This window comes from Burkholderia sp. MSMB1826 (assembly GCF_001526325.1).
GTDB lineage: Bacteria > Pseudomonadota > Gammaproteobacteria > Burkholderiales > Burkholderiaceae > Burkholderia.
In genome coordinates, this window is sequence record NZ_LOYN01000010.1 from 62,039 (window position 1) to 88,213 (window position 26,175).

A 26,175-nucleotide genomic window follows, 5' to 3' on the forward strand; every position below is an offset into this window, starting at 1 on the left:
GAAAATTGTTCGGAGCACTAGATGACTCGGAAGATGAACGGACGGGGCGGGGTGCCCTGCAACGGCGCGCCGCCCGCGCGCCTGTCGCGCGTCGGCGCGGCGGTGCTGACGCTGGGGCTGACGTGCGCGTCCGTCGCACAGGCGCAATCGCTCGAGGCGCAGGCGGCATCGGGGAAGGCCGCGCCGACGGAGAGCGTGGTGATCAACCTGATCAACCTGCTCGTCAAGCGCGGCGTGCTCACGCAGCAGAATGCGAACGAGCTGATCAGCGAGGCGCGCACCGAGGCCGTGCAGGCGCGGGCCGCGCGCGGGTCGGGCGCACCGGTCGTCGCGGGCGGCGTGGTCAATCCGCCGACGCAGCCGGGCGACGTCGCGGTGCCTTACGTGCCGCAACTTGTGCGCGACCAGATCCGCGACCAGGTGAAGCAGGAAGTGATCGCACAGGCGAAGGCCGAGAACTGGGCGCAGCCGAACACGTTCCCCGACTGGGTGTCGCGGATCAAGCTCGACGGCGACCTGCGCGTGCGCGACGAGTATCACTTCTACGGCAGCCGCAACGCGAACAACGTCACGAACTTCGCGGCGATCAACCAGGGCAACGGGTTCGACATCAACCCGAACACCAACACGACGCAGTTGCCGACGCAGAACACCACGCAGAACCGCAACAACCTGCTGCGCTACCGTGCGCGGCTCGGCGTGACCGCGACGCTGTCCGACGAAATGACGGCCGGCATCCAGCTCGCGAGCGGCAACGACAACGGGCCGGTGTCGACCACGGCCACCGCGGGCGGCGGCTTCGCGAAGAAGAACATCTGGCTGAACAAGGCGTTCTTCGCGTACAAGCCGACGCCGTGGCTGAACCTGACGGCCGGCCGCTTCGACAATCCGTTCTTCAAGTCGGACCTCGTGTTCTCCGACGACCTGATGATGGACGGGCTCGCGGCGAACCTGCGCCACGCGTTGCCGTGGAATCCGGACGTCACGTTGTTCGGCACGCTCGGCGTGTTCCCGATCCAGTACACGGGCGAGAACTTCCCGTCGAACAGCACCGACAAGGCCGGCAGCGACACGAAGTGGATGTTCGGCGCGCAGTTCGGCGCCGACTGGAAGATCGACGCGAAGAACCGGCTGCGCGGTGCGGTCGCGTACTACGACTTCCAGAACATGCGCGGCACGCTGTCGTCGCCGTGCGCGCTGTATCTCGGCGCGACCAACTGCAGCACCGACAACGAGGCGCCCGCGTTCATGCAGGGCGGCAACACGCTGATCGCGCTGCGCAACATCGTGCAGAACCCGAACCTCGCGCCGGGGATGACGCCGCAGCCGCAGCTCTTCGGGCTCGCGTACAACTATCGGCTGCTCGACCTGAAGGCGCAGTGGGATACCGTCGTGGCCGATCGCTTCAAGCTGCGCCTGGACGGCGAATACGTGCGCAACCTCGCGTACAACGACAACAAGGCGTTCGCGGCGGCGTCGCTGCCGGTCAACAACTACGAAGCGACGTCGGTGAACGCGACGCGCGCCGACTATCGCAGCGGCCCGAACGGCTTCCTCGCGAAGGCGACGGTCGGCGAGCCGGAGCCGCGCGAGAAGGGCCAGTGGAATTTCTCGATCGCGTACAAGTACCTGCAGCCGGACGCCGTGCTCGACGCGTTCAACGATCCCGATTTCCATCTCGGCGGCACCAACGCACGCGGCTACGTGATCGGCGCAGCCTATGCGGTCGCGCGCGACACGTGGGTGTCGGCCCGCTACCTGAGCTCGAAGGAAGTGTACGGGCCGCCGGTGTCGATCGACGTGCTGCAGATCGAGCTCAATGCTCGCTTCTGACCGGAGCCGCGCATGAATACGATCACTCGCACGATGCCGGCGGCGGCCGTCGCCGCCGCGCTGTTGTTCGCGGCCGTCGGCGCGCACGCGCAGAGCATCGAGGACAAGCTGCGCAGCCAGCTGCGCTCGACCGTGCAGGAGCTGCGCCAGTTGCAGGACAGTCAGGCGCAATTGCAGAGCGACAAGGCGGCGGCCGAGAAGCAGCGCGACGATGCGCTCGCGCAACTGAAGGCGATGCAGGGCCAGCTTGCAGCGGCGCGCGGCGACTCGGGCGCCGAGGCGGCCGCGAAGCGCGCGCTCGCGCAGGAGCGGGCCGGCCGCGAGCAGGACGCGAAGTCGCTCGCGAAATACAAGGCGTCCTATGAGGACTTGCTTGCCGTGTCGCGCGCCCGCGATGCGCAGCACGCGCAACTGCAGAAGGACGTCGCCGCGCGTGACACGCAACTGAAAACCTGCCAGGCACACAATGCCGAGCTGTATCGCGTCGGGCACGAGATTCTCGACGCGTACGAGCATGTCGGGATCGGCACGTTCCTCGCGTCGAGGCAGCCGTTCGCGCAGTCGGCCCGCGTGAAGTACGACGATCTCGCGCAGCGCTACGGCGATGCGTTGTATGCGGGAAAGTACGATCCGGCCGCGCGTGCGGCCGCCACGGCGCCCGCACCGGAATCGGCATCGGCATCGGCGGCGAGCGCACCGTGAGCGCGTCGCGCGATGCCGCACAGGAATCCATCGATTCGTCGAACAGGAGGAACCTCGACATGCAGGACAAGCAACCGAACGCCGGCGCCGAACGCGCGGCACACGATGCGCCGATCGAAGCGATCAGCGCGGACCATCTGGCCGACGTGCTGCGCCGTGCCGGCTACCGCGTGACGGCCGCCGAGCAGAACGGCTCGGTGCAACTGATGAGCGCGAGCCAGGGTATCGGCTTCGCGGTGCGCTTCGGCAACCCGGCGGCGCCGCTCGCGCCGCAGGGTGCCGACACGCCGCTCGCCGCGCTGCCGTACATCGATTACACGCTGTCGTGCGTGCTGCAAGTGCAGGGCGACTTGCCGGCCGAACTCGTCGCGGACTGGAACCGCACCAAGCGCTTCGCGCGTCTTGCGAGCCACGGGCAGTTTCTTGCGCTGGAGATGGACGTCGTCGTCGCGGGCGGCGTGTCCGAGCGCTATCTGCGCTCGACGGTCGAGCTGTGGGATCGGTTGATCCAGGAATTCCTGCTGCACCTGCGCAACCGCCCCGCGATGGCCGAGCAGGAAGCGGCGGCGCGGGCGGCGGCCGGCGAGCCGCGCGCCACGGCCGCCTCCGTCGAAGCGGCCGCGCAATCGTGATCGTCGCGCACCGGCTCGGTGCCGCGCTGCGCGCGTGGCTGCCGGGCCGCACGCGAGCCGACGCGACGGCCGCGGGTGACGCGCCTGTCGCGTGGCGCACGTACGCGCAACACGTCGCGCAGTGGCTGCAGACGGCGCTCGATGGCGACGATGCGGCCGCGGGCCGACTGCGCGCGGACATCGAACGTTGGGCCGACGCGCGGGCCGATGCCGGCGACGACGGGCCCGTGCTGCCGGTGCGCGCATGGCTCGACCGGCGCGGGCGGGTGACGCGGGTCGACAGCGCGGCGGCCGGGCAGGCGGTGCTCGACGCCGCACTGCACGCAGCGTTTGCCGGCAGGGAGATCGGCATGGTGCCGCCGCGCGGGATGACGCAACCGCTCGTGCTGCGTGTGGCGCTGACGGACGCACGCTGATACGGCGTCCGTATTTGAAAGAAGCAATCGAGAGGGCAGTCGAACGATGATGACGAAGATGAAGATGCTGGCGATGGTGGCGGGCGCTCTCGCGCTGGGCGTGCCGCTCGCGGCATGCGCGCAGGACGACGTGATCGCGAACGCCGCGCAGGCGTCGGTCACGCAGGCCGACGTCGCCGGGCTGTTGAAGACCGTGAGCGCGGAAGGGCGCGAGCGCCTCGCGGCCGATCCCGCGGCGCTGGACCAGGTCGTGCGCTCGACGCTCGCGCAGAAGGCCGTGCTGGCCGAGGCGAAGTCGAAGGGCTGGGACCGGCAGCCGCAGGTGCAGGCAGCCGTCGAGCAGGCGCAGCGCGAAATCGTCGTGCGCAGCTATCTCGCGTCGGTGAATGCGCCGCCGGCCGACTACCCGTCGGACGCGGAGCTCCAGTCCGCTTACGACAAGAACCGCGCGGCGTTCACGGCGCCGCGTGCGCTGCACGTCGCGCAGATCTATGTCGCGGTGCCGCCGAACGCGGATGCCGCGACGCTCGACAAGGCGCGCAAGCAGGCCGCCGATCTCGCGAGCCGCGCGCGCAACGGCGATTTCGCGGCGCTGGCGAAGGCGAACTCGCAGGACAAGGCGAGCGCCGCGAACGGCGGCGATCTCGGTTTCGTGCCCGAGCAGCTGATGGTGCCGGCGGTCCGTCAGGCCGCCGACGCGTTGAAGCCGGGCCAGGTCTCCGCGCCGATCCAGACGCCGGCCGGTTTCCACGTCGTGAAGCTGATCGAGATACGCGCGACCGCGCCGCGTCCGCTGGCCGACGTGAAGGAGCAACTGCGCGCGATGCTGCGCGCCCAGCGCACGCAGCAGAATGCCCAGGCGTATCTCGCGAAGCTGGCCGCGAACGCCCCGATCAACGAAGACGCGCTGAAGAAAGCGCTCGCGTCGGCCCGGTAGGCGCGCTCATGGCCACGCTCCGTTCGACGCCGCGCGTCGAGGCGCCCGACGCGCGTACGCCGGAGCGTCGTCGCTCCGCCGCCGCCTCCGACCGTCCGCGCATGCCGAAGGCGAACCCGTGGCCGGGCCGGCCCGGCGAGTGGCCGACGCATTGTCCGCTGTGCTTCGGCGCGCTGGAGCCGCTGCCCGGCGCGGGCGGCTATGCGCGGCACCGCAGCGCGCGATGTTCCGCGCAGTGCGTGCTCACCACACGCCAGTATCAACCGGAGGAGCCGACGATTCGCGGCTCGCGCGACGTGCAGGTCGCGGCTCGTCATCGGGACCGCTTCATCGCGCAGTGGCCGCGGCATTACGCGCTGATGCGGCGCGCGTGGCCCGCGCTCACGATCGGGCGCTTCATCGCGGTGATCTCGTGCGCGGATGTCGCGGATCTCTGGTCGTACAGGACGTTGCGCGACGACGATCTCGCCGCCGTGCTGCTCGTCCTGGCCGGTTTCCTGCGCGTGCCGGATGCGTCGGGCACCGCTGCGCCGGGCGTCCGTATGCCCGGAGCCGGTACGCCCGGAGCCGGTATGCCGGGTGCCCGTATGCCTGCTGCCGGTACGCCGGTCGACGATGCGCGCCCGCCAGCCGTTCGCTGGGTGCGCTTCTGGTTCGACGCGAGCGTGCGCGACGTCGGCGATTTGTGGACGGCCGGCAACGACGCGGCGCCGCTGTTTCGCGTCGACTACCGGGAGCCGCTCGTCACGCCGTATCCGACCGGCGCGCAGGTGCACGCGTGGCAGCCGGTCGACGGCATGCGCGAGGCATGGGCGCGGCATGTCGATGCGGGCGAACCGGCCGTCGACGCAGCCGATCGCGCGGCGTTCGGGCGCTTCCTGGCCCGTGCGCCGGCGGCCGGCACGGGAGCATGACGGCATGCGCGCGACGGCGTCGTTACCGATGGAGGCGCGGATGAAGCGGCGACGAAACGGCATCGCGGCGGCGATCGTCTGCCTGCTGCTGGCGGCCGGCGCGCATGCGCAGGGCGGCCGCGCGGCGGCGGCCGAGCCCGGCTCGGCCGCGAAGCCGGTGTGCGTCGACGCGGAAGTCGACGGCAAGCGCGCGCTGTCGTACGACTGCCTGAGCGAACAACTGAAGCCGAAGGCCGAGCCGCAGGCGGGCGCGTCGCAAACGGATTCGGAGCGGCTGTCGAAGCAGCCGTCGAACCGTCTCGGCACGTTCAACCTGTCGACCGAGCGGAATCGCTTCGGCGCGAACTGGGGCAAATCCGTGACGCCGCAACGGCCGAATGCGCCGGTTGCCGTGCCGCCGAAGTGAAGCGCTCGTGCAGCCGCCGCACGCGAACGGTGCGGCGGACCAACGGTCGGGGAACGGGCATGGGCCGGCGGCGCGCCGGCGCGAACCGACGAGGAGCAGCAACGTGAAAACGGGCAAGCACATCGGCAGCGGGGCGGCGCTCGCGGCCGGGCTCGCAGTGACGCTCGCCTGCGCATGCGGCGCGGCCACCGGCGCCGAGCGCGCGGTGCAGGGTGCCGGCACGCCCACGGTTGCGCTGCCGAACTTCGCGGCGCTCGTGCGGCGCGTCGGGCCGGCGGTCGTCAACATCAGCGTCACGCGCGAAGTCACGCAGATGGGGATCCAGTTGCCGCCCGGCATCGCGCCCGATCATCCGCTCGCGCCGTTTCTCGCGCGGCGCGTGATCGGCAACCGCGAGGAGGTGAGCCTCGGCTCCGGCTTCATCGTGAGCGCGGACGGCGTGATCCTGACCAACCGGCACGTGGTCGGCGACGCGCTCGCCATCGACGTGAAGCTGACCGACAAGCGCCAGTTCAAGGGGCGCGTGATCGGCAGCGATCCCGTATCCGACGTCGCGGTGATCCGCATCGACGCGCACGACCTGCCGGTCGTCGCGACCGGCGACCCGGCGCGCACCGAGGTCGGCGACTGGGTGATGGCCATCGGGTCGCCGTACGGGTTCGCGAATACGGTCACGCAGGGCATCGTCAGCGCGAAATCGCGTTCCCTGCCCGGCGAGCAGGCGATTCCGTTCATCCAGACCGACGTGCCGATCAATCCCGGCAATTCGGGCGGCCCGCTGTTCGACCTGAGCGGCCGCGTGATCGCGATCAACTCGATGATCTTCTCGAAGACGGGCGGCTACCAGGGGCTCGCGTTCGCGATTCCGATCGACATCGCGCTCGACGTGAAGGATCAGTTGCTGCGCACCGGCAAGGTCACGCGCGGCCGGCTCGGCGTGGCCCTGCAGGAAGTGAGCCAGGCGCTCGCGCGTTCGTTTGGCCTCGCGAACCCGGACGGCGCGCTGATCACGATGGTCGAGCCGGACGGCCCGGCCGCGCGCGCGGGCCTGAAGGCGGGCGACGTCGTGCTCGCGGTCGACGGCAAGCCGGTCGCGGAATCGGCGGATTTGCTCGGCATGGTTGCGGCCATGCGGGCGGGCCGGCAAACCGATCTGCTCGTGTGGCGCGCGGGCCGGGCGATGCACGTGATCGCGACGGTCGGCGCGTTCGACAGCGGCACGGCGTCGGCGGGCGGCGAACAAGGCCCCGCGCGGTTCGGGCTCGCGCTGCGGGCCGCGACGGAGCAGGAGCGCCAGCGGCTCGGCGTCGGCCAGGCCCTCGTCGTCGAGCAGGCGAGCGGCCAGGCGGCGCGCGCGGGGCTGCAGCCCGGCGATGCCGTGCTGTCGGTCAATGGCGTGCCGGTCGCGAGCATCGGCGCGCTGATGGCCGGGATCGACGCCGCGCACGGCAACGTCGCGCTGCTGGTGCAGCGTGGCGGCACGCGGCTGTATGTGCCGATCGAGATCGGCCGGGCGGATTCGTCGTCGAAACGGGAGGCGGGATGAAGCGAATGCGCAAGCAGCGCGCATCGGGATGGCTGGGGGCGATCGTCGTCGCGTCGGTGCTGGCCGCGGGCGTGGCCCCGGCCCCGGCCGTCGCGCAGACGGCCGACGTGCCGCAAGCGTGGATCCGCTACGGCCAGCTCGCCGGGCAGCAGTTCCAGACGTGGCTCGAAGCGGACGGCGACGCGGCCGATCGGCTCCACCGCTATCTCGAGACGCGCGTGCTGAACGCGCGCGCCGATGCGCCGCCGCCCGCGATCGTCGTGCGTGCGTGGATCGGCGCGAACGGCGTCGTCACGCGCGTCGAATTCGCGTCGCTCGGCGATCCGGACGCGGACGCGACGTTGCGACAACTGCTGACGGCCGGCCCGCTGACCGAGCCGCCGCCGCCGGACATGCTGCAGCCGTTGCGCGTGCGCCTGCGGCTCGCGCCCAATCCCGACGCGGCGGCGGCCGCACCGGCGTCGGCGGCGCGCATGCCGTGACGTGCCGGGCCGGGTAGAGATCGACGGATATCGTAATAAGATATGAAGAGATCGCATCGGCGGGACAATGACGTCCCGCTTTCCTGAGAGGAGCTATCCGTGCAACTGACCCAGTTAGGCGGGCATGTCGCCCAATCCGGCATCGCCGAGCGGCAAAAACACGCGCAAGCATTGATGTTCGGGATGGCGAACATCGACGAGTACGTGTCCGGCGGCGTGTGCTACGACGCCGCGGCGTATGTCCGGTATCTGCTGCGCGCCGACACGATGATCGCGCCCGGTGTGCTGCTCGACACGATCGGTCAGCTGTGGAAGACGCGCTTCAACTTCGAGACCGGCGATCAATGGGACGGACGTGCGAGCATTCCGGCAGGCACCGCGGTCGGCTTCGCCCGCGGCGGCAATGTCTTTCACGCCGCGATCGCCGTGGGCGGCACCCGGATCCGCGGGATCAACGGCGGCCTGCTGGGCGCCGGATGGCTGCATCCGGTCGATCTGGCACGGGTGCTGCAGCCGGATCCGGCCGGCGGCTTTACGTACGATCGCACGACCATTCGCGTTTATCTGTCGCGCCTGTAGGCCGTCGGGCGTCGAATCTCGCGCCGTTTCCGCCGTGACCCGTTGGCGGCCGCGCGCCGGCGCCGCGCGGCCGCTTTCCCGCCGTTCGGCGATATCCGCATGGCGTCGCGCCGTCCAACGCTGCTATCCTCTCGACCTTGAGTGACGCGTCATCGCGGCGTGGGCGCGCATGCCGCCTCGCGGCGCCGTGCACCGGTGCGAGCCATGCGCGCACTGAGGTAGCATGACCGAATATCCACGACGATCGATGACCTGTTTCGTGACCGACTTCCTTCCGTCCATGTCCACATGGTCAAGACAACGATGAGCGATGCACCCGATCCGGCAGCGCCCGGCGACGACGAGCCGTCCGGCGGCGCGTCGTCGTATCTGGTGCCCGGCCTCGAACGCGGGCTGCGAATCCTCGCCGAATTCTCCGCGCGCGAGCCGGTGCTCGGCGCGCCCGAGCTGTCGAAGCGCATCGGCATTCCGCGCACGACCACGTTCCGCCTGCTGCAGACGCTCGAAGCGCTCGGTTTTCTCGAACGCGTGAACGGCGATCGCTATTTCCGGCTCGGCGTCGGCGTGCTGCGGCTCGGCTTCGAATACCTGAATTCGCTCGAACTGACCGATCTCGGCGCGCCCGTGCTCGAACGGCTGCGCGATTCCACCGGCCTGTCGACGCACCTGCTGATCCGCGACCAGCGTGACGTGGTGTTCGTCGCGAAGGCGCAGAGCAATGCGTCGATGTTCGGCTCGGTGAAGGTGCACGTCGGCACGCGCCTGCCCGCGCATGCGACCGTGCACGGCCACGTGCTGATGGGCGACCTGACGCGCGACGCGTTGCGGCAGCTCTATCCGGAGAAGAAACTCGAACAGTTCACCGAGCGCACGCCCGGCACCGTGGACGAACTGTACGAACGCGTGCGTCATTACGCGCGGCTCGGCTACGCGGTCAGCGAGGCGGCGTTCGAGAGCGGCATTTCGGCCGTGACCGCGCCCGTGCGCGATCACTCGGGCTCGATCGTCGCGGCGATCACCGCGACGGTGCCGCGCTCGGAGATCGGCGACGCCGGCGAGAAGGAGCGGCTCGTCGAAGCCGTGTGCGGCGCGGCGGTCGACCTGTCGCAACGGCTGAACTATCGGCCGCTCGAAAGCGACCCGACGTTCGCGCATGCGCGCCACAAGGTCGCGATGTTCTGATCCGCCGAACGAGCCGCATCGCGGGGCTTCGCCGATCGCCGGCAACCCGTCGCCAACGAGAAAGAGCAGCCCGCGGGCTGCTCTTTTCGTTTGCGGCACCGGGGCAACCGCGTCCGCCGTCGCTCAGAACGAGTGGTGGATGCCGGTCAGCACGATCACCTGGTTCGCGGTGCTCGACGTGCCGGCCGTGAAGAACGCGGCCTTGGCGCCACCCGAACCGTGTTCGTAAAGCACGTTCGCATACAACTGCGTGCGCTTCGACAACGCGTAGATGTCGCCGAGTTCGACCTGAGTCCAGCGGCGGCCGGCCAGCGTCGTGGTCGCCGCGCCGCCCGCGATCGTGTTGAACGCGCTGCTGCGGTAGTTCACGCCCGCGTCGTAGCTCTGGAACGTGTCGGAAAACCCGTTCGACTGCATCTTCACGCGCGTGTAGAGGCCGTGCACGAGGAAGTCGCCGATCTGGTACGACGCGCCCGCGCCGATGTTCTCGACCTTGTTCGCGAGGTAGCCGTTCGCGGTGTTCTGCCCCTGGAACGACGCGATGCCCGTCTGGCCGATCAGGATCGAGCGGTCGTGCTCGTTCGAGTAGACGGCCGACGCCTTGAACGGCCCGTTCGCATAGTTCAGCGCGACGCCGACCGATTTGCCGGTCGAGAAATTCGTCGTGTTGCCGAGCGCGAGCGTCGCCGCGGCCGAGAAGCCCGCGACGCTCGGCGAACGGTACTTGACCGCGTTGTTGTACGGCACGTTGCCGGTCGCGGCGAGCCCGTCGATGTTGCCCGGGTGGAACGCGTACCAGCTCATCGCGAGGTACGCGGTGCTGAGTGGATCGAGATAGTCGAACGCCAGCGGCGTCTGGCGGCCGAGCGTCAGCGTGCCGTAGCGTTCGGCGCTGAGGCCGACGAACGCCGCGCGGTTCCAGATCGTGTTCGCGGTCGCGAACTGGCCGTTGTTCGTATAGAAGCCGTTCTCCAGCTGGAAGATCGCCGACAGCCCGTTACCGAGATCTTCCTTGCCTTTCAGGCCCCAGCGATCGGGCTGCGTATTGCCCTGGATCATCGCCCACTTCGCGTGGCCGCCGACGTTGTTCACGTACGCGACACCCGCATCCAGGCTGCCGTACAGCACCACGCTGCTCTGCGCCCACGCGCCCGACACGGCGCCCATTCCGATGACTGCCGCTGCTACCGCATGCTTGACCATTTTGTCTCCTGACTCTCCAACCTGATGAAAACGTGTTGTGACGGGGCTGCGCAGGGACGGCCGGCCGTCGCGCATGTTCATCGCCGAGCGGGCATTTTTATGTTCCATACAAGGAACAACGTGCCTCTAGTGGAATGAAGTATAGAGGTGTCCGACGGGTGATCAAAAATAAATTTATCGGGCCGGATGGGGAGGGCGCTGATCTGCAACATGGGCTCGAGAATCCTGAAAAACGGACTTAAATCCCCGCAGCCAAACAAAAAATCACATTTGACGAGGTAGACCGCGACGATCGTCGACCCGCCGGTCGGTGTTTTCCCTAGGACATGCAGCTTTTTGTTTTACTCGAGGAAGGTCGCTCCTATAATCACCATCCATAAACTGTTGTTCCTGATATGGAACAAACCGAGAATCGATCAGAAGGAAGGGTGCGAGATGTCTGAGCAATGGATTTGCGCCGGTCACGCCGGCGCGCTGTCGGAAGACACGCCGATCGAGTTCAAGCGGACCGACGGCGTGGAAATCGGGATCTACCGCGTCGGCGACGACGTGTATGCGCTCGAGAACGTGTGCCCGCATGCGTACGCGCTGCTGACGCAGGGGTTCGTCGACGAAGGCACGGTCGAATGCCCGCTGCACGAGGCCGTGTTCGACATCAAGACGGGCGAATGCCTGAAGGGGCCGGGCGGACGTGCGCTGAAGCAGTACGCGGTGCGCCTCGCCGGCGAGGAAATCCAGATCAAGGTGGAATGACATGAAAGAAGCGACCGTCAACTTCAATCCCTTCCTGAAGCCGTGGGTGGCGCCGCAGCCGAACAACGTCGCGGGCAAGGGGCAGATCGAGATCCCCGGCCAGGCAGAGAACCAGGTCTGGCAGAACCGCAAGGCCGAACCGACCCAGTACGAGAACGACCTCGGCGATGCGCTCGAACGCGTGTTCGAGAGCGGCGCGACCGAGCTGGACGATGTCGTCGCGGGCCTGAACCGCATCGGCTTTCGCGCGCCGGACGGCACCGCGTGGACTGCCGAGCGCTTCCGCGCCGAAATGGCCTCGCTGGCGGAATGAGCGCGCGCGCCGCGTGACCGCCGATCCGACGACAACCGCATCCGGAGCACACTGATGACGTCCCCCGCACAATACGAAGCCCAACGCGACCCGGTCCGCGATTACCTCGACCGCGGCATCAAGAATTACTGGTATCCCGTCGCGCCGAGCTGGCAGGTGTCGAACGCACCCGTCGGCCTCACGCGCCTGTCCGAGCAGATCGTGCTGTGGCGCGATCACGAAGGCAAAGTCCATGCGCTGGAAGATCGCTGCCCGCACCGCGGCGCGCGCCTGTCGCTCGGCTGGAACCTCGGCGGCAACATCGCGTGCTGGTATCACGGCATCGAAGTCGACGGCGGCGGCACGGTCAACCGCGTGCCGGCCGTGTCGAACTGTCCGCTCGAAGGCATGAAGTGCGTGAAGTCGTATCCGGTCGAAGAGAAGGCCGGCGCGATCTTCCTGTGGTTCGGCGACGAAGCGCACGGCGAGCCGGCGCCGCTGAACCTGCCGGAAGAGCTCGTGGCCGACGAGTACGGCCATTTCCTGTGCGTATCGAACTGGAAGTGCAATTACCAGTACGCGATCGACAACGTGATGGACCCGATGCACGGCGCCTACCTGCACGCGACGTCGCACTCGATGGCCGAAGGCGACAAGCAGGCCGACATGCGCGTGCGCAAGACGGATACGGGCCTGATGTTCGAGAAGATCGGCCAGCGCGACGTGAACTTCGACTGGGTCGAGCTCGGCGAAACGGGCTGCCTGTGGATGCGCCTCGCGATTCCGTACAAGCAGAAGTTCGGCCCCGGCGGCAACTTCGGGATCATCGGCTTCGCGACGCCGGTCGACGGCGACCACTGCCAGGTCTATTTCTGGCGTACCCGCAAGGTCAGCGGCTGGCAGCGCGACGTGTGGCGCTTCATGTACCGCAACCGTCTCGAAGGCTTGCACTGGGACGTGCTCGAACAGGACCGCTACGTCCTCGAAAGCCTCGCGCCGCATGCGCGCGATCACGAATACCTGTACCAGCACGACGTCGGCATCACGCGCGTGCGCCGGATGCTACGCCAGCGGGCGCAGGAGCACCTGTCCGCGCTCGACGCGCATCGTGCGGCACGCGCCGCTGCGGAGCCCGCGAATGGCTGAGCGCGCTCCGGTCGTGGCGCTGCCCGGTCGCCGCGTGCTCGTCACGGGCGGCGCGCGCGGTCTCGGCGCCGCATTCGTGAAGGCGCTGGTCGAAGCGGGCGCGCAGGTCGCGTTCGGCGACGTGCTGGCGGAAGAGGGCCGCGCGCTGGCCGCGCAGCTCGCCCGCGCCGGCCACACCGCGCATTTCTTCGCACTCGACCTCGCCGATCCGGCCAGCATCGACGCATTCGTCGCGCAGGGCGCGGCGGCGCTCGGCGGTATCGACGCGCTGATCAACAACGCGGCGATCACGAACTCGGGCGGCAAGCTGTCGACGGAGCTCGACGTGTCGACGTGGGACGCCGTGATGAACGTGAACGTGCGCGGCGTGTGGCTCGTCAGCAATGCGGCGTTGCCGCACCTTGCGCAGTCGGGCCGCGGCGCGATCGTGAACCTGGCGTCGGACACCGCGTTGTGGGGGGCGCCGAAGCTGCTCGCGTACGTCGCCAGCAAGGGTGCGGTGATCGCGATGACGCACGCGCAGGCACGCGAGTTCGGCGCGCATGGCGTGACGGTCAACGCGATCGCGCCGGGGCTGACCGAAGTCGAGGCGACCGCGTACGTGCCGGCGGAACGCCACGCGTTCTACCTGCAGGGCCGCGCGCTCGAACGCGCGCAGGTGCCCGACGACGTGACGGGCCCCGTGCTGTTCCTGCTGTCGGACGGCGCGCGCTTCGTGACGGGTCAACTGCTGCCGGTGAACGGCGGCTTCGTGATGAATTGAATCGAAGTTTTCACTCGCAATGAAGGAGAGGACGATGGCGGACGCCGATCTCGAACGCAAGTCGTGGGACCAGCCGGAAGGCGCAAGCTTCAACGACTGGATGGAAGGGCGTGTCGCGCGCTATGCGACGCGGCGCTACGACTGGGACGCGCTGAAGTTCCAGGCCGACTACGATCCGAAGTACCGCCGTGCGCAGATGCGCTATGTCGGCACGGGCGGCACGGGCGTCGCGAAGGACGTCAACACGGTGCCGGCCGGCAACTTCACGTTCTCGACGATGGTCATCCCGGCCGGCAACATCGGGCCGAGCCACATCCATGTCGACGTCGAGGAAATCTTCTTCGTGCTGCGCGGCAAGATGAAGGTGATCTGCGAGCGCGATGGCGAGACCTGGGAAGCGATCCTCGGCGAGCGCGACCTGATCTCGGTGCCGCCGGGCGTGTATCGCACGGAAATCAACATCGGCGAGGAAGACGCGCTGATGTGCGTGATGCTCGGTTCGCCGAAGCCGATCACGCCGACGTATCCGCCCGATTCGCCGCTCGCGAAGATCAAGCGTTGAGACGGAGCGGGTGAAGCAATGCGTGTCATCGACAAACGTGAACGCGACCGCACCGCGGCCTTTGCCGCGCTGCTCGGGCAGTTTCCCGAGCAGCGTTGCGCAGCCGGCGCGGCGGGCACGATCGGCTACCGCGAGGCCGGCGAGCAGCATGCGGGCCGCGCGCTGCCCGTCGTGCTGCTGCACGGGATCGGCTCGGGCGCCGCATCGTGGGTCCGCCAGCTCGACACGCTCGGCGCGTCGCGACGCGTGCTTGCGTGGGATGCGCCCGGTTACGGCGTGTCGACGCCCGTGCACGGCGCGTCGCCAGCCGCCGCCGATTACGCGGCATCGCTGAACGCATGGCTCGAGGCACTCGGCATCGAACGCTGCGTGCTGGTCGGTCATTCGCTCGGCGCGATCGTCGCGGGCGGGTTGGTCCGCGTGATGCCCGCGCGCATCGCCGGCCTGCTGCTGATCTCGCCCGCGGGCGGTTACGGCAGCGCACCGACCGAAACGCGCGACACGCGCCGCGACGCGCGGCTCGCGATGCTCGCGGAACTCGGCCCGGCCGGGCTCGCCGAGCAGCGCAGCGGCAACATGCTGTCCGGTTTCGCGAACGAGGAGGCACGGGCGTGGGTGCGCTGGAACATGGCGCGCATCGTGCCGGCCGGCTACGCGCAGGCCACGCACCTGCTCGCGAACGCCGATCTCGCGGCCGATCTCGCCGGCTTCCGCGGCCGCGCGGCGGTGGCCGTCGGCGCGAACGACGCGATCACGCCGCCCGCCGCGTGCGAGCGGATCGCCGCGGCCGCGCACGTCGGGCTGCAGTTGATTCCGCAGGCCGGGCATGCGGGTTACGTGGAGGCGCCGGCCGCTTATTCGGCGCTGATCGATGCGTTCTGCCGTCAGTGCGATACGCAGTGGGGAATGGCATGAGCGAACCGCTGCAACGAAACGCATCCGAAAACGCGAAGGCCGAAGCCAGCTACGTGGTGCCGGGCCTCGAGCGCGGGCTGCGCATTCTCGCCGAATTCTCGCCGCGCGAGCCCGTGCTCGGCGCGCCCGAGTTGTCGAAGCGGCTCGGCATTCCGCGCACGACGGTGTTCCGTCTGCTGCAGACGCTCGAATCGCTCGGCTTTCTCGAGCGCGCGGACAAGGATCGCAACTACAAGCTCGGCGTCGCCGTGCTGCGGCTCGGCTTCGAATATCTGAGCTCGCTGGAGCTGACCGATCTCGGCCTGCCGGTGATCGAGAGCCTGCGCGATGCGACCGGCTTCACGACGCACATCGTGATCCGCGACGGCCGCGACGTGGTGTTCGTCGCGAAGGCGCAGAGCCAGTCGCCGGTGTTCAGCTCGATCCGCGTGAACGTCGGCACACGGCTGCCCGCGCACGCGACGACGCATGGCCACGTGCTGATGGGCGACCTGTCGCTGAAGGAGCTGCGTGCGCTGTATCCGGAAGGCGCGCTGAGCCGGATGACGAGCGCGACGCCGGAAACGGTCGATGCGTTGTACGAAGTGATCCGCGAAGATGCACTGCGTGGATACGGCGTCAGCAATTCGTCGTTCGAGCGCGGGATCTCGGTCGTCACGGCGCCGGTGCGCAACGAGACGCAGCGGATCGTCGCGTGCATCACGGTGACGGTGCCGCGTCCGGAGATCGACGCGGCGCTGATCGCCGACGGGCTGATCGACAAGGTGCAGCGCGCGGCGGCGGAATTGTCGCGGCGGCTCAATTACCGCTCGGATGACGAGCACACGTTTCTCAAGGCTTTAGGACTCCGATGATCCAGATCGATCTGACCGGGCAGGTGGCGGTGGTGACGGGCGGTTCGTCCGGCATCGGCCTCGCGACGGCCGAACGGTTCCTGCAGGCGGGCGCGTCGGTCGCGATTTGCGGCCGAGACGGCGACCGTCTCGCACGCGCCGACGCGATGCTGCGCGACAAGTACGCCGATGCGCAACTGCTGGCCACGCGCTGCAACGTGCTCGACGAAACCGACGTGACCGGCTTCGCGCAAGCGGTGTCCGCGCGTTTCGGCCGCGCCGACATGCTCGTCAACAACGCCGGCCAGGGCCGCGTATCGACCTTCGCCGACACGACCGACGACGCGTGGCGCGAAGAACTCGAACTGAAGTACTTCAGCATCATCCGCCCGACGCGCGCGTTCCTGCCGCTGCTGCGCGACGCGCAGGCGCCGACGATCACCTGCGTGAATTCGCTGCTCGCGTTGCAGCCGGAGCCGCACATGGTCGCGACGTCGTCGGCGCGTGCCGGCGTGCTGAGCCTCGTGAAGTCGCTCGCGACCGAACTGGCACCGCAGCGCATCCGCGTGAACTCGATCCTGATCGGCATCGTCGAGTCGGGGCAGTGGCGCCGCCGCTACGACACGCAGGCGCAGCCCGGCGAAAGCTGGGAGGACTGGACCGGCGCGCTCGCCCGCAAGAAGAACATTCCGCTGAATCGCTTCGGCAAGCCCGACGAGGCCGCCTGGGCGCTTTTTTATCTCGCAACGTATCTGTCGTCCTACACGACGGGCAGCCATATCGACGTTTCTGGAGGCTTTGCACGCCATGTCTGAAAAAACCACGGTCGGCGAGCTGATTGCCGCCTTTCTCGAGCAGTGCGGCGTGAAAACCGCATTCGGTGTCATCTCGATCCACAACATGCCGATCCTCGACGCGATCCACTCGCGCGGCAACATCCGGTATGTCGGTGCGCGCGGCGAAGCGGGGGCGTTGAACATGGCCGACGGGCTGGCCCGCGTGTCGGGCGGCCTCGGCGTCGCATTCACGAGCACGGGCACGGCGGCGGGCAACGCGGCCGGCGCGATGGTCGAGGCGCTGACGGCCGGCACCGCGCTGCTGCACGTGACCGGGCAGATCGAGACGCCGTACCTCGACCAGGATCTCGCGTACATCCACGAAGCGCCGGACCAGCTGTCGATGCTCGACTCGATCTCGAAGGCGGCGTTCCGCGTGCGCACGGTCGAAACCGTGCTGCCGACGATTCGCGAAGCCGTGCGCATCGCGCAGACCGCGCCCACGGGCCCCGTGTCCGTCGAGATCCCGATCGACATCCAGGCGGCCGAAATCGAATGGCCGGAAGATCTCGCACCGGCACACGTCGCGGTGCGCGAGCACGACGAAGCCCGCGTCGCGAAGCTCGCCGACGCCCTCGCGGCCAAGCGCCGCCCGCTGCTGTGGCTCGGCGGCGGCGCGCGTCACGCACGTGCGGAAGTCGAACGCCTCGTGAAGCTCGGCTTCGGCGTCGTGACGAGCGTGCAGGGCCGCGGCGTACTACCCGAAGATCATCCGGCGACGCTCGGCGCGTTCAACGTGCACGCGTCGGTCGAAGCGTTCTACAAGACCTGCGACGCGCTCGTCGTGGTCGGCTCGCGCCTGCGCGGCAACGAAACGCTGAAGTACAAGCTCGCGCTGCCGCAGCCGCTGTTCCGTATCGATGCCGATGCGCTCGCCGACAACCGCGGCTACCGCAACGCGTTGTTCGTGCACGGCGATTCGAAGCGCGTGCTGGCCGAGCTGGCCGATCGCCTCGAAGGCCGCCTGTCGGTCGATCCGCAATTCGCGGCCGATCTCGCGGCGGCCCGCGAGGCGGCAGTGGCCGACGTGGCGAAGGGCCTCGGGCCGTACAAGAAGCTCGTCGACACGCTGCAGGCCGCCGTCGGCCGCGACTACAACTGGGTGCGCGACGTGACGATCTCGAACAGCACGTGGGGCAACCGCCTGCTGAAGATCTTCGAGCCGCGCTCGGGCGTGCATGCACTCGGCGGCGGCATCGGCCAGGGCATCCAGATGGGCATCGGCGCCGCGCTCGCGGGCGCCGCGGCGAAGACGGTCTGCCTCGTCGGCGACGGCGGCCTGATGGTCAACGTCGGCGAACTCGTCACGGCCGTGCAGGAAAACGCGAACGTGATGATCGTGCTGATGAACGACCAGTGCTACGGCGTGATCCGCAACATCCAGGACGCACACTACGGCGGCCGCCGCTGCTTCGTGCAACTGCACCAGCCCGATTTCGCGCAGTTCTGCGCGAGCTTCGGCCTCACGCACTACCGGATCACGTCGCTCGACCAGGCCGAAGCGATCGTGCGCGAAGGGCTCGCGAAGGAAGGGCCGGTGATGGTCGAGGTCGACATGCTGTCGGTCGGCTCGTTCGCGTCGGCATTCGCCGGCCCGCCGGTGAAGAAGGAAGCGCCGACGGAGCGCCAGTATGCGTAACGGGCAACAGCGGGCGCATGCCCCCGTCGACGTCGCGATGATCGGCTTCGGCGCGATCGGCGCGGCCGTGTACCACGCGGTCGAGCACGATGCGTCGCTGCGCGTCGCGCACGTGATCGTGCCGGAACACCAGCGCGCGGCGGTGCAGGACGCGCTCGGCGGCGCGGTGGAGGTCGTGTCGTCGGTCGACGCGCTGGCCCGCCGCCCCGAGTTCGCGCTCGAATGCGCGGGCCACAGCGCGCTCGTCGATCACGTCGTGCCGCTGCTGAAGGCCGGCACCGATTGCGCGGTCGCGTCGATCGGCGCGCTGTCCGATCTCGCGTTGCTCGACGCGCTGTCGCAAGCGGCCGACGAGGGCGGCACGACGGTGACGCTGCTGTCCGGCGCGATCGGCGGCATCGACGCGCTGGCGTCCGCGAAGCAGGGCGGCCTCGACGACGTGCTGTACGTCGGGCGCAAGCCGCCGCTCGGCTGGCTCGGCACGCCGGCCGAGGAACTGTGCGATCTGCGCGCGATGACCGAGGAAATGGTGATCTTCGAAGGCACCGCGCGCGACGCCGCGCGGCTGTACCCGAAGAACGCGAACGTCGCGGCGACGGTCGCGCTCGCGGGCCTCGGCCTCGATGCGACGCACGTGCGCCTGATCGCCGATCCGGCGGTCGAGCGCAACGTGCACCGCATCACCGCGCGCGGCGCATTCGGCGAGATGTCGCTGGAAATGAGCGGCAAGCCGCTGCCCGACAACCCGAAGACGTCCGCGCTGACGGCATACAGCGCGATTCGTGCGCTGCGCAACCGCGCGGCCCGCTGCGTGATCTGACCGGACTATCGAGCGTCCGCCCGCGCCACGGCGAGGGCGGATGTGCAGAGACAGATTTGTGGGACTTGTGACATGACTCCTTTCGATACGAGCCTCGTACCCGACGGCGACATCCTGATCGGCGGCGAGTGGCGGCGCGGCCGCGGAGCGCCTTACGCGAGCATCTATCCGGCCGACCAGTCGCTGAACATGGAAGTATCGACGGCGAACGCGGAAGACGCGGCCGACGCCGTCGTGGCGGCCGACGCCGCATGGCGCCGCGCCGACTGGGCCGGGCTGAAGCCGCACCAGCGCGCGCAGGTGCTGTACCGCATCGCGGATCTCATCATGCAGCGCCACGAGGCGCTCGCGCACCTGCAGCGCCGCGACAACGGCAAGCCGATCGGCGAGACGCGCGTGCTGGTGGCCAGCGCCGCGAACACGTTCCGCTATTTCGCGGCCTGCCTCGAAACGCTCGACGAGGAGCTGACGCCGTCGCGCGGCGACTACCTGACGATGAGCGTGTACGAGCCGATCGGCGTGATCGCGGCGATCACCCCGTGGAATTCGCCGATCGCGTCCGACGCGCAGAAGCTCGCGCCGGCGCTGGCCGGCGGCAACGCGGTGGTGCTCAAGCCGGCCGAGGTCACGCCGCTCGTATCGCTCGCGCTGGCGCGCATCTGCGAGGAAGCCGGCGTACCGAAGGGCGTGCTGAGCGTGTTGCCGGGCAAGGGCTCGGTGATCGGCGACGTGCTCGTGCGTCACCCGCTCGTGAAGAAGGTGTCGTTTACCGGCGGCACCGAAGTGGGCCGCGGCATCGCGCGCATCGCGGCCGAGAAGCTGATGCCGGTGTCGCTCGAACTCGGCGGCAAGTCGCCGACGATCGTATGCGACGACGCCGATCTCGACCACGCGGTCAACGGCGTGCTGTACGGCATCTTCAGCTCGTCGGGCGAAGCGTGCATCGCCGGTTCGCGACTGTTCGTGCAGCGCGCGATATACGACGAATTCATGAAGCGCCTGGTGGCCGGTGCACGCAAGCTGCGCGTGGGCGACCCGACGCGACCCGACACGCAGATGGGTCCGCTGATCACCGCGAAGCATCGCGAATCGGTCGAACGCTACGTGGCGCTCGGGCTGGAAGAAGGCGGCCGTCTGCTGTGCGGCGGCGAGCGGCCGGCGGGCGACGGGCGCGAGAACGGCTTCTTCTATCAGCCGACGATTCTCGAAGGCTTGCCGAACAGCGCACGCATCTGCCAGGAGGAAATCTTCGGGCCGGTGCTGGTCGCGATGCCGTTCGACGACGAGGCGTCGTTGATCGCACAGGCGAACGACAGCGTATTCGGGCTCGCTGCGGGCATCTGGACGCGCGACTACAAGCGCGCATGGCGCATCGCGCGCGCGCTGGAGACGGGCACCGTCTGGATCAACACGTACAAGCTGTTCTCGATCTCCACGCCGTTCTCGGGTTGGAAGGAGAGCGGGATGGGACGCGAGAAGGGGCGCCTCGGCATCCGCGAATACATGCAGCAGAAGAGCCTCTACTGGGGCTTGAACGACGCGCCGCTGCCGTGGGCAAACTGAGCGAAGGGGAATGACGCAATGAGCATTTTGGGAATCGAGCAGATCACGTACGGCGTCGACGACCTCGCCACCTGCCGGCGCTTTTTCGCCGACTGGGGGCTGAAGGAAGTCGCGCACGACGACACGCGTGCGCGCTTCGAGACGCTGAACGGTTGCACCGTGCTGGTCGTGAAAGCCGACGATCCGTCGCTGCCGCCCGCGTTCGAAGCAGGCCCGACGCTGCGGGAAGTCACGTGGGGCGTCGCGACGCAGGCCGAACTCGACGCATTGCGCACGAAGCTGGCCGGCCAGCCCGGCTATTACGCGCAGGACGATGCACTCGGCTGCATCGATCCGAACGGGATGGCGATCCGCATCGAAGTCACGCGCAAGCGCGCACTCGACATCACGGGCTCGCCGTCGAACGTCTGGGGGCGGACGCTGCGCGTGGACCAGCCGAGCCCGATCTATGCGCGTGCAGAGCCGGTCGAGGTCGGGCATGTCGTGTTCTTCACGAACTGCCTCGACGCGCAGGAAAGGTTCTATCACGAGTTGCTCGGCTTCGAGACGTCGGACCGTTATCCGGGCCGCGGCGCGTTCATGCGCTGCGCGCCGCACGGCGGCCATCACGACCTGTTCCTGCTCGCGCTGCCGAACGGCAAACGCGGCCTGAACCACGTCGCATTCACCGTGCGCGACATCCACGAAGTATTCGGCGGCGGCATGCACATCGACCGCTGCGGCTGGGAAACGCAACTCGGCCCGGGGCGTCACCCGGTGTCGTCCGCGTACTTCTGGTACTTCCAGAATCCGGCCGGCGCGCTGATCGAGTACTACGCGGACGAGGACGTGCTGACGCCCGACTGGCAACCGCGCGAATTCGAACCGGGGCCGACCGTGTTCGCCGAGTGGGCCGTCGACGGCGGCCTGGACGGCAACACGCGCCGGCAGAAGAACGCGAAGGCGCCGGAAGGCAAGTTCATGACGGAGCGCAAATGATGACCGAAGCGAATACGCCCGCGCGGCCCGCGCCGGGCACGGTCGTCGTGATCGGCGGCGGCCAGGCTGCCGGCTGGGTGTTGAAGACGTTGCGCGCGCAAGGGTATGCGGGCCGTCTCGTGATGATCGCCGACGAGCCGCACCTGCCGTACGAGCGCCCGCCGCTGTCGAAGGCCGTGCTGGCCGGCGACGCCGACATCGAGACCGTGCGCGTCGTGCGCCCGGACGAATTCGACGCGCTGAACGTCGAGGCATGGCAGCCGGAGCGCGCGGCGTCGATCGACCGCGCGCGCCGCGTGGTGAAGACCGAAAGCGGCCGCGAGATTGAATACGACCGGCTCGTGATCGCGACCGGCGGCACGTCGCGCCGCTTGCCCGATGCGCTCGTCAACACGCCGAACCTGCATTACCTGCGCACGCTCGACGAAGCCGCCGCGCTCGGCGAGAAGCTGCGGGCGAGCCGGCGCGTGCTCGTGATCGGCGGCGGCTGGATCGGCCTCGAAGTCGCGGCGACCGCGCGCAAGCTCGGCGTCGATGCCGTCGTGGTCGAAGGCGCGCCGCGGCTGTGCGGGCGTTCGGTGCCGCAGATCGTGTCCGACTTCCTGCTCGACCTGCATCGTTCGAACGGCGTCGACGTGCGACTTGGCGCGGCGCTTGAATCGCTCGATGCGCAGCCCGGCGACGCATCGAAGGTGCGCGCGACGCTCGCCGACGGCACGACGATCGACGCCGACTTCGCGGTGGCCGGCATCGGCCTCGCGCTGAACGCGTCGCTGGCGAGCGACGCGGGGCTCGCGGTCGACGACGGCATCGTCGTCGACGAATACGGCGCGACCAGCGACCCCGCGATCTTCGCGTGCGGCGACGTCGCGAACCATCACAACGGCTGGCTGAAGCGGCGCGTGCGGCTCGAATCGTGGGCGAACGCGCAGAACCAGGCGATCGCGGCCGCGAAAGCCGTGCTCGGCGTGCGCGAACCGTACGCGGAGATTCCGTGGTTCTGGTCCGATCAGTACGACGTGAACCTGCAGATCCTCGGCGATCTGCCGGCCGATGCGCAGCTCGTCGTGCGCGGCGATCTCGCCGCGCGTCGCGCGACGCTGTTTTTCGTGGGCGACGGACATGTGAGAGGTGTCATCGCCGTGAACAACGCACGCGAGCTGAAACTCGCGCGCAAGTGGATGAACCAGGGCCGGGCAGTGGATACGGAAGCCCTGGCAGACACGACCCAAGCGCTTGCCTGACCGGCCCAACCGGAAAGAGACCCAGGAGACACCCCGCATGAGCACTTTCGACAACGTCGTGGCCGGCAGGGCCACGATGGAAGCTGCCGCCTCCACGCCCGGCGCGATCATCGCGCGGCTCGAGCGGCTTCCGGCCAACGCGATGCAGATCCGCGCACGCGTGCTGATCGGCACCGCGACGTTCTTCGACGGCTTCGACGTGATCACGATCGCGGCGACGCTGCCGCTGCTGATTCACAAATGGGGGCTGTCGCCGACGCAGATCGGCATGCTGATCGCGTCCGGCGCGATCGGCCAGCTGATCGGCGCATTCCTGTTTCCCGCGCTCGCGGAAAAGCATGGCCGCGTGAAAGCCATCGCGTGGAGCTCGGCCGTGATCGGCATCACGAGCATCGCGTGCGGCTTCGCGCCGACGTTCGAGGTGTTCGTGCTGCTGCGGATCCTGCAGGGGCTCGGGCTCGGCGGCGAATTGCCGGTCGCGGCCACGTACATCAACGAAATCACGCGCGCGCATGGCCGTGGCCGCTTCGTGCTGTTGTACGAGATCGTGTTCCCGATCGGCCTGCTCGTGTCGATGGCGCTCGGCGCGTGGCTCGTGCCGCGCTTCGGCTGGGAAATCATGTACTTCGTCGGCGGGCTGCCGGTGATCCTGTCGCTCGTGCTCACGCGCCTCGTGCCGGAATCGCCGCGCTGGCTCGCGTCGCGCGGGCGGCTCGCGGAGGCCGGGCGCGCGGTCGGCGTGTTCGAAGGATCGGTGCGCGGCGAGCTGCCGCCGGTCACGCAGGCAGCCGCGTTCGACGAGATGGTGCGCCAGCATCCGAAGCGCAGGATGACCGACCTGTTCAGCGCCGCGTATCGCAAGCGCACGCTCGCGGTGGCGACGTTGTGGGCGACCTGCGGGTTCATCCAGTACGGGCTGTCGACGTGGCTGCCGACGATCTACAAGAACTTCTATCACGCGCCGCTGCAGCTCGCGCTGAACCTCGCGGTGATCGGCTCGGTGATGGGCGTGCTCGGCTCGCTGGCCTCCGCGCTGCTGGTCGACAAGCTCGGCCGCAAGCCGGTGATCGTGTGGTCGTTCGTGCTGTGCGCGCTGTCGCTGGCGCTCGCGGGTATCTATCACGCGTCGTCGGTGTACGTGGTCGCGGTCTTCTGTTCGCTGTCGCTCGGGCTGATGGCGTCGGGGTTCATCACCGCGTACGTCTATACGCCCGAGCAGTATCCGACGAGCATCCGCGCGTCGGGCTGCGGGCTCGGCAGCGCGTGGCTGAAGATCGCGTCGTTCGTCGCGCCGATGGTCGTGCCGCATGCGATCATCGGCGGGAACCTCGCGCCGGCGTTCTATCTGATCGGCGTGGTGCCGCTGATCGCGGCGCTGACCGTGCATTTCGTCGGGATCGAGACGAAGGGGAAGGTGCTGGAGGCGCTCGAGGCGTAAGCGTGACCGGCAGTCATGGACGAGGTGCTCAGGCCCGGGGGACGTTGCCCGGGCCTTTTGTTTCACGGCCGTCGGCCGTTCCATGTCGGGCGCTGCAGCGGGCGCGCTGGTTGGCGCACGGTTCGCGTGTTCTAATTCACGGTCCCGATTTTCGTCAGACCGCTGCCATGCCCCTGTTCGAACCCGTCACGCTGAATACGTCCCGCCTCGTGCTGCGGCCGCTTCGCGACACCGACGCGCCGACCTTCTTCGAGATCTGGTCCGATGCGGAAGCGATGCGCTATTTCTCGTTCTCGCCGATGACGGAAATCGAGCAGGCCGAGGCGCGCGTCGCGCGCAACGTGCAGATGTCCGCGAGCGGGGAGAGCCTCGTCTGCGTGCTCGAACTGCGGGAAACCGGCGAAGCGCTCGGCGAGTGCGTGCTGTTCCATGCGAACGCGCAATGCCGGCGTGCCGAGATCGGCTTCTGCCTGCGGCGCGCGTTCTGGCGCGGCGGATACATGCGCGAAGCGGCGTCGGCGTTGGTCGATCATGCCTTCGGCACGCTGCGGCTGAACCGGATCGAGGCCGATATCGATCCGCGCAACGTCGCGTCGGCGCGGTTGCTCGAACGGCTCGGCTTCGTCCGGGAAGGGCTGTTGCGCGAGCGCTGGATCGTCGGCGACGAAGTGTCGGACAGTGCGCTGTACGGGTTGCTGGCGAGCGATCGCCGCTGAGGCCGCTGCGGTGGGTTATTTCGCGGCAGGAACGATCGCGAATGCGTCCACTTCGACCAGTACGTCCGGGCGGAACAACGACGCCACGCCGACGAGCGCGCTCGCGGGCGGGCACGCGGTGTTGACCCAGCGGTCGCGCACCGCGCGAATCTGCGGCAACAGGCTCGAATCGAAATCGCGGACATAGATCGTCAGGCGCGCGACGGATTCGAAGCCGACACCCGCGGTGCGAAGCGTCTCGGCGATATTCCGGAACACCTGGTCGAGTTGCGCCGCATGATCGGCGCCGACGACGGCGCCAGCGGCATCGAACGGGACATGGCCGGACAAATACAGCGGTCGACCGCCTTCGACGAGTATCGCTTGCGAAATGCCGGGAATCGTGGCGCCGGGGGGATTGATGGCACGCAGCATCGGAGCATCCTCTCAGGTTGATGCGGTGGGTCGGGACGGCCCGATCGGGCCGCCGTATTCGAGTCAGGGGCGACCGGCGGCGGTGTTCACCACCTCGCGAGCCAGCCCTCGGCCTGGTCTTTGCCGCGCAGCGTCGCCACCCATCGTTCGGGCAACGCCTGCTCGCCGTACGGCACGCCGTCGTGCGCGCGAGCGAAGCCCGGCGGCGGCGTCATTTCGATCGCGGCAGGCGGCGGAATCGACGCGGCGTCGTGGAATTCGTACGGCACGCCGAGCGCGTCGCAGATCAGCAGGCCAAGCAGGCCAAGCAGGCCGCCGCGCAGGCGGGATCGTCGGTTCGGAATCGGTGTCATCAAAAAGAATCCGGGTTGGGGCGGATGCGTCGCGGAAGGCCGTGCACAAGACCTCGAGATGAACCCCGCTATTATGCG

Annotated in this window: 29 protein-coding genes; 26 read left to right on the plus strand and 3 right to left on the minus strand. The window is 68.6% G+C overall.

What is annotated here, in order from left to right; genetic code table 11:
* The first annotated feature begins 21 nt into the window (after nucleotides 1-21).
* The 11 genes from WS95_RS02335 to WS95_RS02385 all read left to right on the plus strand — a co-directional run bounded on the left by WS95_RS02335 (nucleotide 22) and on the right by WS95_RS02385 (nucleotide 9,629).
* On the plus strand, nucleotides 22-1,833 hold the full coding sequence (locus WS95_RS02335; protein WP_059783029.1) for a putative porin: 1,812 nt from the start codon (nucleotides 22-24) through the stop codon (nucleotides 1,831-1,833).
* 12 nt (nucleotides 1,834-1,845) lie between these two features.
* On the plus strand, nucleotides 1,846-2,535 hold the full coding sequence (locus tag WS95_RS02340; protein ID WP_059822073.1) for a hypothetical protein: 690 nt from the start codon (nucleotides 1,846-1,848) through the stop codon (nucleotides 2,533-2,535).
* A gap of 59 nt (nucleotides 2,536-2,594) precedes the next feature.
* Complete coding sequence (locus tag WS95_RS02345; protein ID WP_059822759.1) at nucleotides 2,595-3,167, plus strand: YbjN domain-containing protein; 573 nt, start codon at nucleotides 2,595-2,597, stop codon at nucleotides 3,165-3,167.
* Entirely contained in the window at nucleotides 3,164-3,583 is a 420-nt protein-coding gene (locus WS95_RS02350; protein WP_257139555.1) for a hypothetical protein, read from the plus strand. The genes WS95_RS02345 and WS95_RS02350 overlap by 4 nt, the downstream gene beginning before the upstream one ends.
* Before the next feature lie 46 nt (nucleotides 3,584-3,629).
* Complete coding sequence (locus WS95_RS02355) at nucleotides 3,630-4,520, plus strand: peptidylprolyl isomerase (RefSeq protein WP_059822075.1); 891 nt, start codon at nucleotides 3,630-3,632, stop codon at nucleotides 4,518-4,520.
* Between the two features lie 8 nt (nucleotides 4,521-4,528).
* Nucleotides 4,529-5,434 (plus strand): hypothetical protein, encoded by a 906-nt coding sequence (locus tag WS95_RS02360; RefSeq protein ID WP_059822077.1) that lies wholly within the window; start codon nucleotides 4,529-4,531, stop codon nucleotides 5,432-5,434.
* 40 nt (nucleotides 5,435-5,474) lie between these two features.
* Nucleotides 5,475-5,840 (plus strand): hypothetical protein, encoded by a 366-nt coding sequence (locus WS95_RS02365; protein ID WP_034204568.1) that lies wholly within the window; start codon nucleotides 5,475-5,477, stop codon nucleotides 5,838-5,840.
* Nucleotides 5,841-5,943: 103 nt separating this feature from the next.
* Entirely contained in the window at nucleotides 5,944-7,386 is a 1,443-nt protein-coding gene (locus WS95_RS02370) for a Do family serine endopeptidase (RefSeq protein WP_059822763.1), read from the plus strand.
* The gene (locus WS95_RS02375; protein WP_034204569.1) at nucleotides 7,383-7,868 is read left to right on the plus strand and encodes a hypothetical protein; all 486 of its coding nucleotides are present in this window, start codon (nucleotides 7,383-7,385) and stop codon (nucleotides 7,866-7,868) included. Before WS95_RS02370 ends, WS95_RS02375 begins: the two co-directional genes overlap by 4 nt.
* Before the next feature lie 99 nt (nucleotides 7,869-7,967).
* On the plus strand, nucleotides 7,968-8,447 hold the full coding sequence (gene tecA, locus WS95_RS02380; protein WP_034204570.1) for a type 6 secretion system effector deamidase TecA: 480 nt from the start codon (nucleotides 7,968-7,970) through the stop codon (nucleotides 8,445-8,447).
* Between the two features lie 288 nt (nucleotides 8,448-8,735).
* Nucleotides 8,736-9,629: an IclR family transcriptional regulator gene (locus WS95_RS02385; protein WP_027780959.1), complete on the plus strand. Its 894-nt coding sequence runs from the start codon at nucleotides 8,736-8,738 to the stop codon at nucleotides 9,627-9,629.
* Between the two features lie 123 nt (nucleotides 9,630-9,752).
* On the opposite strand, the gene WS95_RS02390 is transcribed toward WS95_RS02385, so the two are convergent.
* Nucleotides 9,753-10,832 (minus strand): porin, encoded by a 1,080-nt coding sequence (locus WS95_RS02390; RefSeq protein ID WP_034204572.1) that lies wholly within the window; start codon nucleotides 10,830-10,832, stop codon nucleotides 9,753-9,755.
* Between the two features lie 435 nt (nucleotides 10,833-11,267).
* On the opposite strand from WS95_RS02390, the gene WS95_RS02395 reads away from it, so the two are divergent.
* The 15 genes from WS95_RS02395 to WS95_RS02465 all read left to right on the plus strand — a co-directional run bounded on the left by WS95_RS02395 (nucleotide 11,268) and on the right by WS95_RS02465 (nucleotide 25,330).
* The gene (locus WS95_RS02395) at nucleotides 11,268-11,585 is read left to right on the plus strand and encodes a non-heme iron oxygenase ferredoxin subunit (protein ID WP_006489883.1); all 318 of its coding nucleotides are present in this window, start codon (nucleotides 11,268-11,270) and stop codon (nucleotides 11,583-11,585) included.
* A 1-nt stretch (nucleotide 11,586) separates the two neighbouring features.
* Complete coding sequence (locus tag WS95_RS02400) at nucleotides 11,587-11,898, plus strand: recombinase-like helix-turn-helix domain-containing protein (RefSeq protein ID WP_034204573.1); 312 nt, start codon at nucleotides 11,587-11,589, stop codon at nucleotides 11,896-11,898.
* Between the two features lie 54 nt (nucleotides 11,899-11,952).
* Nucleotides 11,953-13,023, plus strand: coding sequence for an aromatic ring-hydroxylating dioxygenase subunit alpha (locus tag WS95_RS02405; RefSeq protein ID WP_034204574.1), 1,071 nt, complete (start codon nucleotides 11,953-11,955; stop codon nucleotides 13,021-13,023).
* The gene (locus tag WS95_RS02410; protein WP_034204575.1) at nucleotides 13,016-13,786 is read left to right on the plus strand and encodes an SDR family oxidoreductase; all 771 of its coding nucleotides are present in this window, start codon (nucleotides 13,016-13,018) and stop codon (nucleotides 13,784-13,786) included. The genes WS95_RS02405 and WS95_RS02410 overlap by 8 nt, the downstream gene beginning before the upstream one ends.
* A 34-nt stretch (nucleotides 13,787-13,820) precedes the next feature.
* On the plus strand, nucleotides 13,821-14,348 hold the full coding sequence (locus WS95_RS02415) for a cupin domain-containing protein (RefSeq protein ID WP_034204576.1): 528 nt from the start codon (nucleotides 13,821-13,823) through the stop codon (nucleotides 14,346-14,348).
* Between the two features lie 18 nt (nucleotides 14,349-14,366).
* Entirely contained in the window at nucleotides 14,367-15,263 is an 897-nt protein-coding gene (locus WS95_RS02420; RefSeq protein WP_034204577.1) for an alpha/beta fold hydrolase, read from the plus strand.
* Nucleotides 15,260-16,117 (plus strand): IclR family transcriptional regulator, encoded by an 858-nt coding sequence (locus WS95_RS02425; RefSeq protein WP_059822078.1) that lies wholly within the window; start codon nucleotides 15,260-15,262, stop codon nucleotides 16,115-16,117. Before WS95_RS02420 ends, WS95_RS02425 begins: the two co-directional genes overlap by 4 nt.
* Nucleotides 16,114-16,911: an SDR family oxidoreductase gene (locus tag WS95_RS02430; protein WP_059822080.1), complete on the plus strand. Its 798-nt coding sequence runs from the start codon at nucleotides 16,114-16,116 to the stop codon at nucleotides 16,909-16,911. Before WS95_RS02425 ends, WS95_RS02430 begins: the two co-directional genes overlap by 4 nt.
* Nucleotides 16,904-18,571, plus strand: coding sequence for a thiamine pyrophosphate-binding protein (locus WS95_RS02435; protein WP_059783051.1), 1,668 nt, complete (start codon nucleotides 16,904-16,906; stop codon nucleotides 18,569-18,571). The genes WS95_RS02430 and WS95_RS02435 overlap by 8 nt, the downstream gene beginning before the upstream one ends.
* Nucleotides 18,564-19,391 carry an aspartate dehydrogenase gene (locus WS95_RS02440; RefSeq protein WP_059783052.1) on the plus strand — a complete coding sequence of 276 codons (828 nt, stop codon included), beginning with the start codon at nucleotides 18,564-18,566 and terminating at the stop codon, nucleotides 19,389-19,391. Before WS95_RS02435 ends, WS95_RS02440 begins: the two co-directional genes overlap by 8 nt.
* Before the next feature lie 72 nt (nucleotides 19,392-19,463).
* Nucleotides 19,464-20,954, plus strand: a complete 1,491-nt coding sequence (locus WS95_RS02445; protein WP_034204582.1) for an aldehyde dehydrogenase — start codon at nucleotides 19,464-19,466, stop codon at nucleotides 20,952-20,954.
* Nucleotides 20,955-20,972: 18 nt separating this feature from the next.
* Nucleotides 20,973-21,932 carry a VOC family protein gene (locus WS95_RS02450; RefSeq protein ID WP_059822082.1) on the plus strand — a complete coding sequence of 320 codons (960 nt, stop codon included), beginning with the start codon at nucleotides 20,973-20,975 and terminating at the stop codon, nucleotides 21,930-21,932.
* Complete coding sequence (locus tag WS95_RS02455) at nucleotides 21,932-23,176, plus strand: NAD(P)/FAD-dependent oxidoreductase (RefSeq protein WP_059822764.1); 1,245 nt, start codon at nucleotides 21,932-21,934, stop codon at nucleotides 23,174-23,176. Before WS95_RS02450 ends, WS95_RS02455 begins: the two co-directional genes overlap by 1 nt.
* Nucleotides 23,177-23,213: 37 nt before the next feature.
* Entirely contained in the window at nucleotides 23,214-24,614 is a 1,401-nt protein-coding gene (locus WS95_RS02460; RefSeq protein WP_059822083.1) for an MFS transporter, read from the plus strand.
* 167 nt (nucleotides 24,615-24,781) lie between these two features.
* Nucleotides 24,782-25,330, plus strand: coding sequence for a GNAT family N-acetyltransferase (locus WS95_RS02465; RefSeq protein ID WP_059822086.1), 549 nt, complete (start codon nucleotides 24,782-24,784; stop codon nucleotides 25,328-25,330).
* A 15-nt stretch (nucleotides 25,331-25,345) separates the two neighbouring features.
* Here WS95_RS02465 and WS95_RS02470 read toward each other — a convergent pair whose 3' ends face one another.
* Nucleotides 25,346-25,744, minus strand: coding sequence for a RidA family protein (locus WS95_RS02470; protein ID WP_059822087.1), 399 nt, complete (start codon nucleotides 25,742-25,744; stop codon nucleotides 25,346-25,348).
* An 86-nt stretch (nucleotides 25,745-25,830) separates the two neighbouring features.
* Nucleotides 25,831-26,097 carry a hypothetical protein gene (locus WS95_RS02475; RefSeq protein WP_059822089.1) on the minus strand — a complete coding sequence of 89 codons (267 nt, stop codon included), beginning with the start codon at nucleotides 26,095-26,097 and terminating at the stop codon, nucleotides 25,831-25,833.
* Nucleotides 26,098-26,175: the final 78 nt, after the last annotated feature.

Excerpts from the sequence above, each read along its gene's own strand:
- WS95_RS02335 (WP_059783029.1), top strand. The coding sequence starts at position 22 with ATGACTCGGAAGATGAACGGACGGGGCGGGGTGCCCTGCAACGGCGCG.
- WS95_RS02340 (WP_059822073.1), top strand. The coding sequence starts at position 1,846 with ATGAATACGATCACTCGCACGATGCCGGCGGCGGCCGTCGCCGCCGCG.
- WS95_RS02345 (WP_059822759.1), top strand. The coding sequence starts at position 2,595 with ATGCAGGACAAGCAACCGAACGCCGGCGCCGAACGCGCGGCACACGAT.
- WS95_RS02355 (WP_059822075.1), top strand. The coding sequence starts at position 3,630 with ATGATGACGAAGATGAAGATGCTGGCGATGGTGGCGGGCGCTCTCGCG.
- WS95_RS02360 (WP_059822077.1), top strand. The coding sequence starts at position 4,529 with ATGGCCACGCTCCGTTCGACGCCGCGCGTCGAGGCGCCCGACGCGCGT.
- WS95_RS02365 (WP_034204568.1), top strand. The coding sequence starts at position 5,475 with ATGAAGCGGCGACGAAACGGCATCGCGGCGGCGATCGTCTGCCTGCTG.
- WS95_RS02375 (WP_034204569.1), top strand. The coding sequence starts at position 7,383 with ATGAAGCGAATGCGCAAGCAGCGCGCATCGGGATGGCTGGGGGCGATC.
- WS95_RS02385 (WP_027780959.1), top strand. The coding sequence starts at position 8,736 with ATGGTCAAGACAACGATGAGCGATGCACCCGATCCGGCAGCGCCCGGC.
- WS95_RS02390 (WP_034204572.1), bottom strand. The coding sequence starts at position 10,832 with ATGGTCAAGCATGCGGTAGCAGCGGCAGTCATCGGAATGGGCGCCGTG.
- WS95_RS02395 (WP_006489883.1), top strand. The coding sequence starts at position 11,268 with ATGTCTGAGCAATGGATTTGCGCCGGTCACGCCGGCGCGCTGTCGGAA.
- WS95_RS02400 (WP_034204573.1), top strand. The coding sequence starts at position 11,587 with ATGAAAGAAGCGACCGTCAACTTCAATCCCTTCCTGAAGCCGTGGGTG.
- WS95_RS02405 (WP_034204574.1), top strand. The coding sequence starts at position 11,953 with ATGACGTCCCCCGCACAATACGAAGCCCAACGCGACCCGGTCCGCGAT.
- WS95_RS02410 (WP_034204575.1), top strand. The coding sequence starts at position 13,016 with ATGGCTGAGCGCGCTCCGGTCGTGGCGCTGCCCGGTCGCCGCGTGCTC.
- WS95_RS02415 (WP_034204576.1), top strand. The coding sequence starts at position 13,821 with ATGGCGGACGCCGATCTCGAACGCAAGTCGTGGGACCAGCCGGAAGGC.
- WS95_RS02420 (WP_034204577.1), top strand. The coding sequence starts at position 14,367 with ATGCGTGTCATCGACAAACGTGAACGCGACCGCACCGCGGCCTTTGCC.
- WS95_RS02425 (WP_059822078.1), top strand. The coding sequence starts at position 15,260 with ATGAGCGAACCGCTGCAACGAAACGCATCCGAAAACGCGAAGGCCGAA.
- WS95_RS02430 (WP_059822080.1), top strand. The coding sequence starts at position 16,114 with ATGATCCAGATCGATCTGACCGGGCAGGTGGCGGTGGTGACGGGCGGT.
- WS95_RS02435 (WP_059783051.1), top strand. The coding sequence starts at position 16,904 with ATGTCTGAAAAAACCACGGTCGGCGAGCTGATTGCCGCCTTTCTCGAG.
- WS95_RS02440 (WP_059783052.1), top strand. The coding sequence starts at position 18,564 with ATGCGTAACGGGCAACAGCGGGCGCATGCCCCCGTCGACGTCGCGATG.
- WS95_RS02445 (WP_034204582.1), top strand. The coding sequence starts at position 19,464 with ATGACTCCTTTCGATACGAGCCTCGTACCCGACGGCGACATCCTGATC.
- WS95_RS02450 (WP_059822082.1), top strand. The coding sequence starts at position 20,973 with ATGAGCATTTTGGGAATCGAGCAGATCACGTACGGCGTCGACGACCTC.
- WS95_RS02455 (WP_059822764.1), top strand. The coding sequence starts at position 21,932 with ATGACCGAAGCGAATACGCCCGCGCGGCCCGCGCCGGGCACGGTCGTC.
- WS95_RS02460 (WP_059822083.1), top strand. The coding sequence starts at position 23,214 with ATGAGCACTTTCGACAACGTCGTGGCCGGCAGGGCCACGATGGAAGCT.
- WS95_RS02465 (WP_059822086.1), top strand. The coding sequence starts at position 24,782 with ATGCCCCTGTTCGAACCCGTCACGCTGAATACGTCCCGCCTCGTGCTG.
- WS95_RS02470 (WP_059822087.1), bottom strand. The coding sequence starts at position 25,744 with ATGCTGCGTGCCATCAATCCCCCCGGCGCCACGATTCCCGGCATTTCG.
- WS95_RS02475 (WP_059822089.1), bottom strand. The coding sequence starts at position 26,097 with ATGACACCGATTCCGAACCGACGATCCCGCCTGCGCGGCGGCCTGCTT.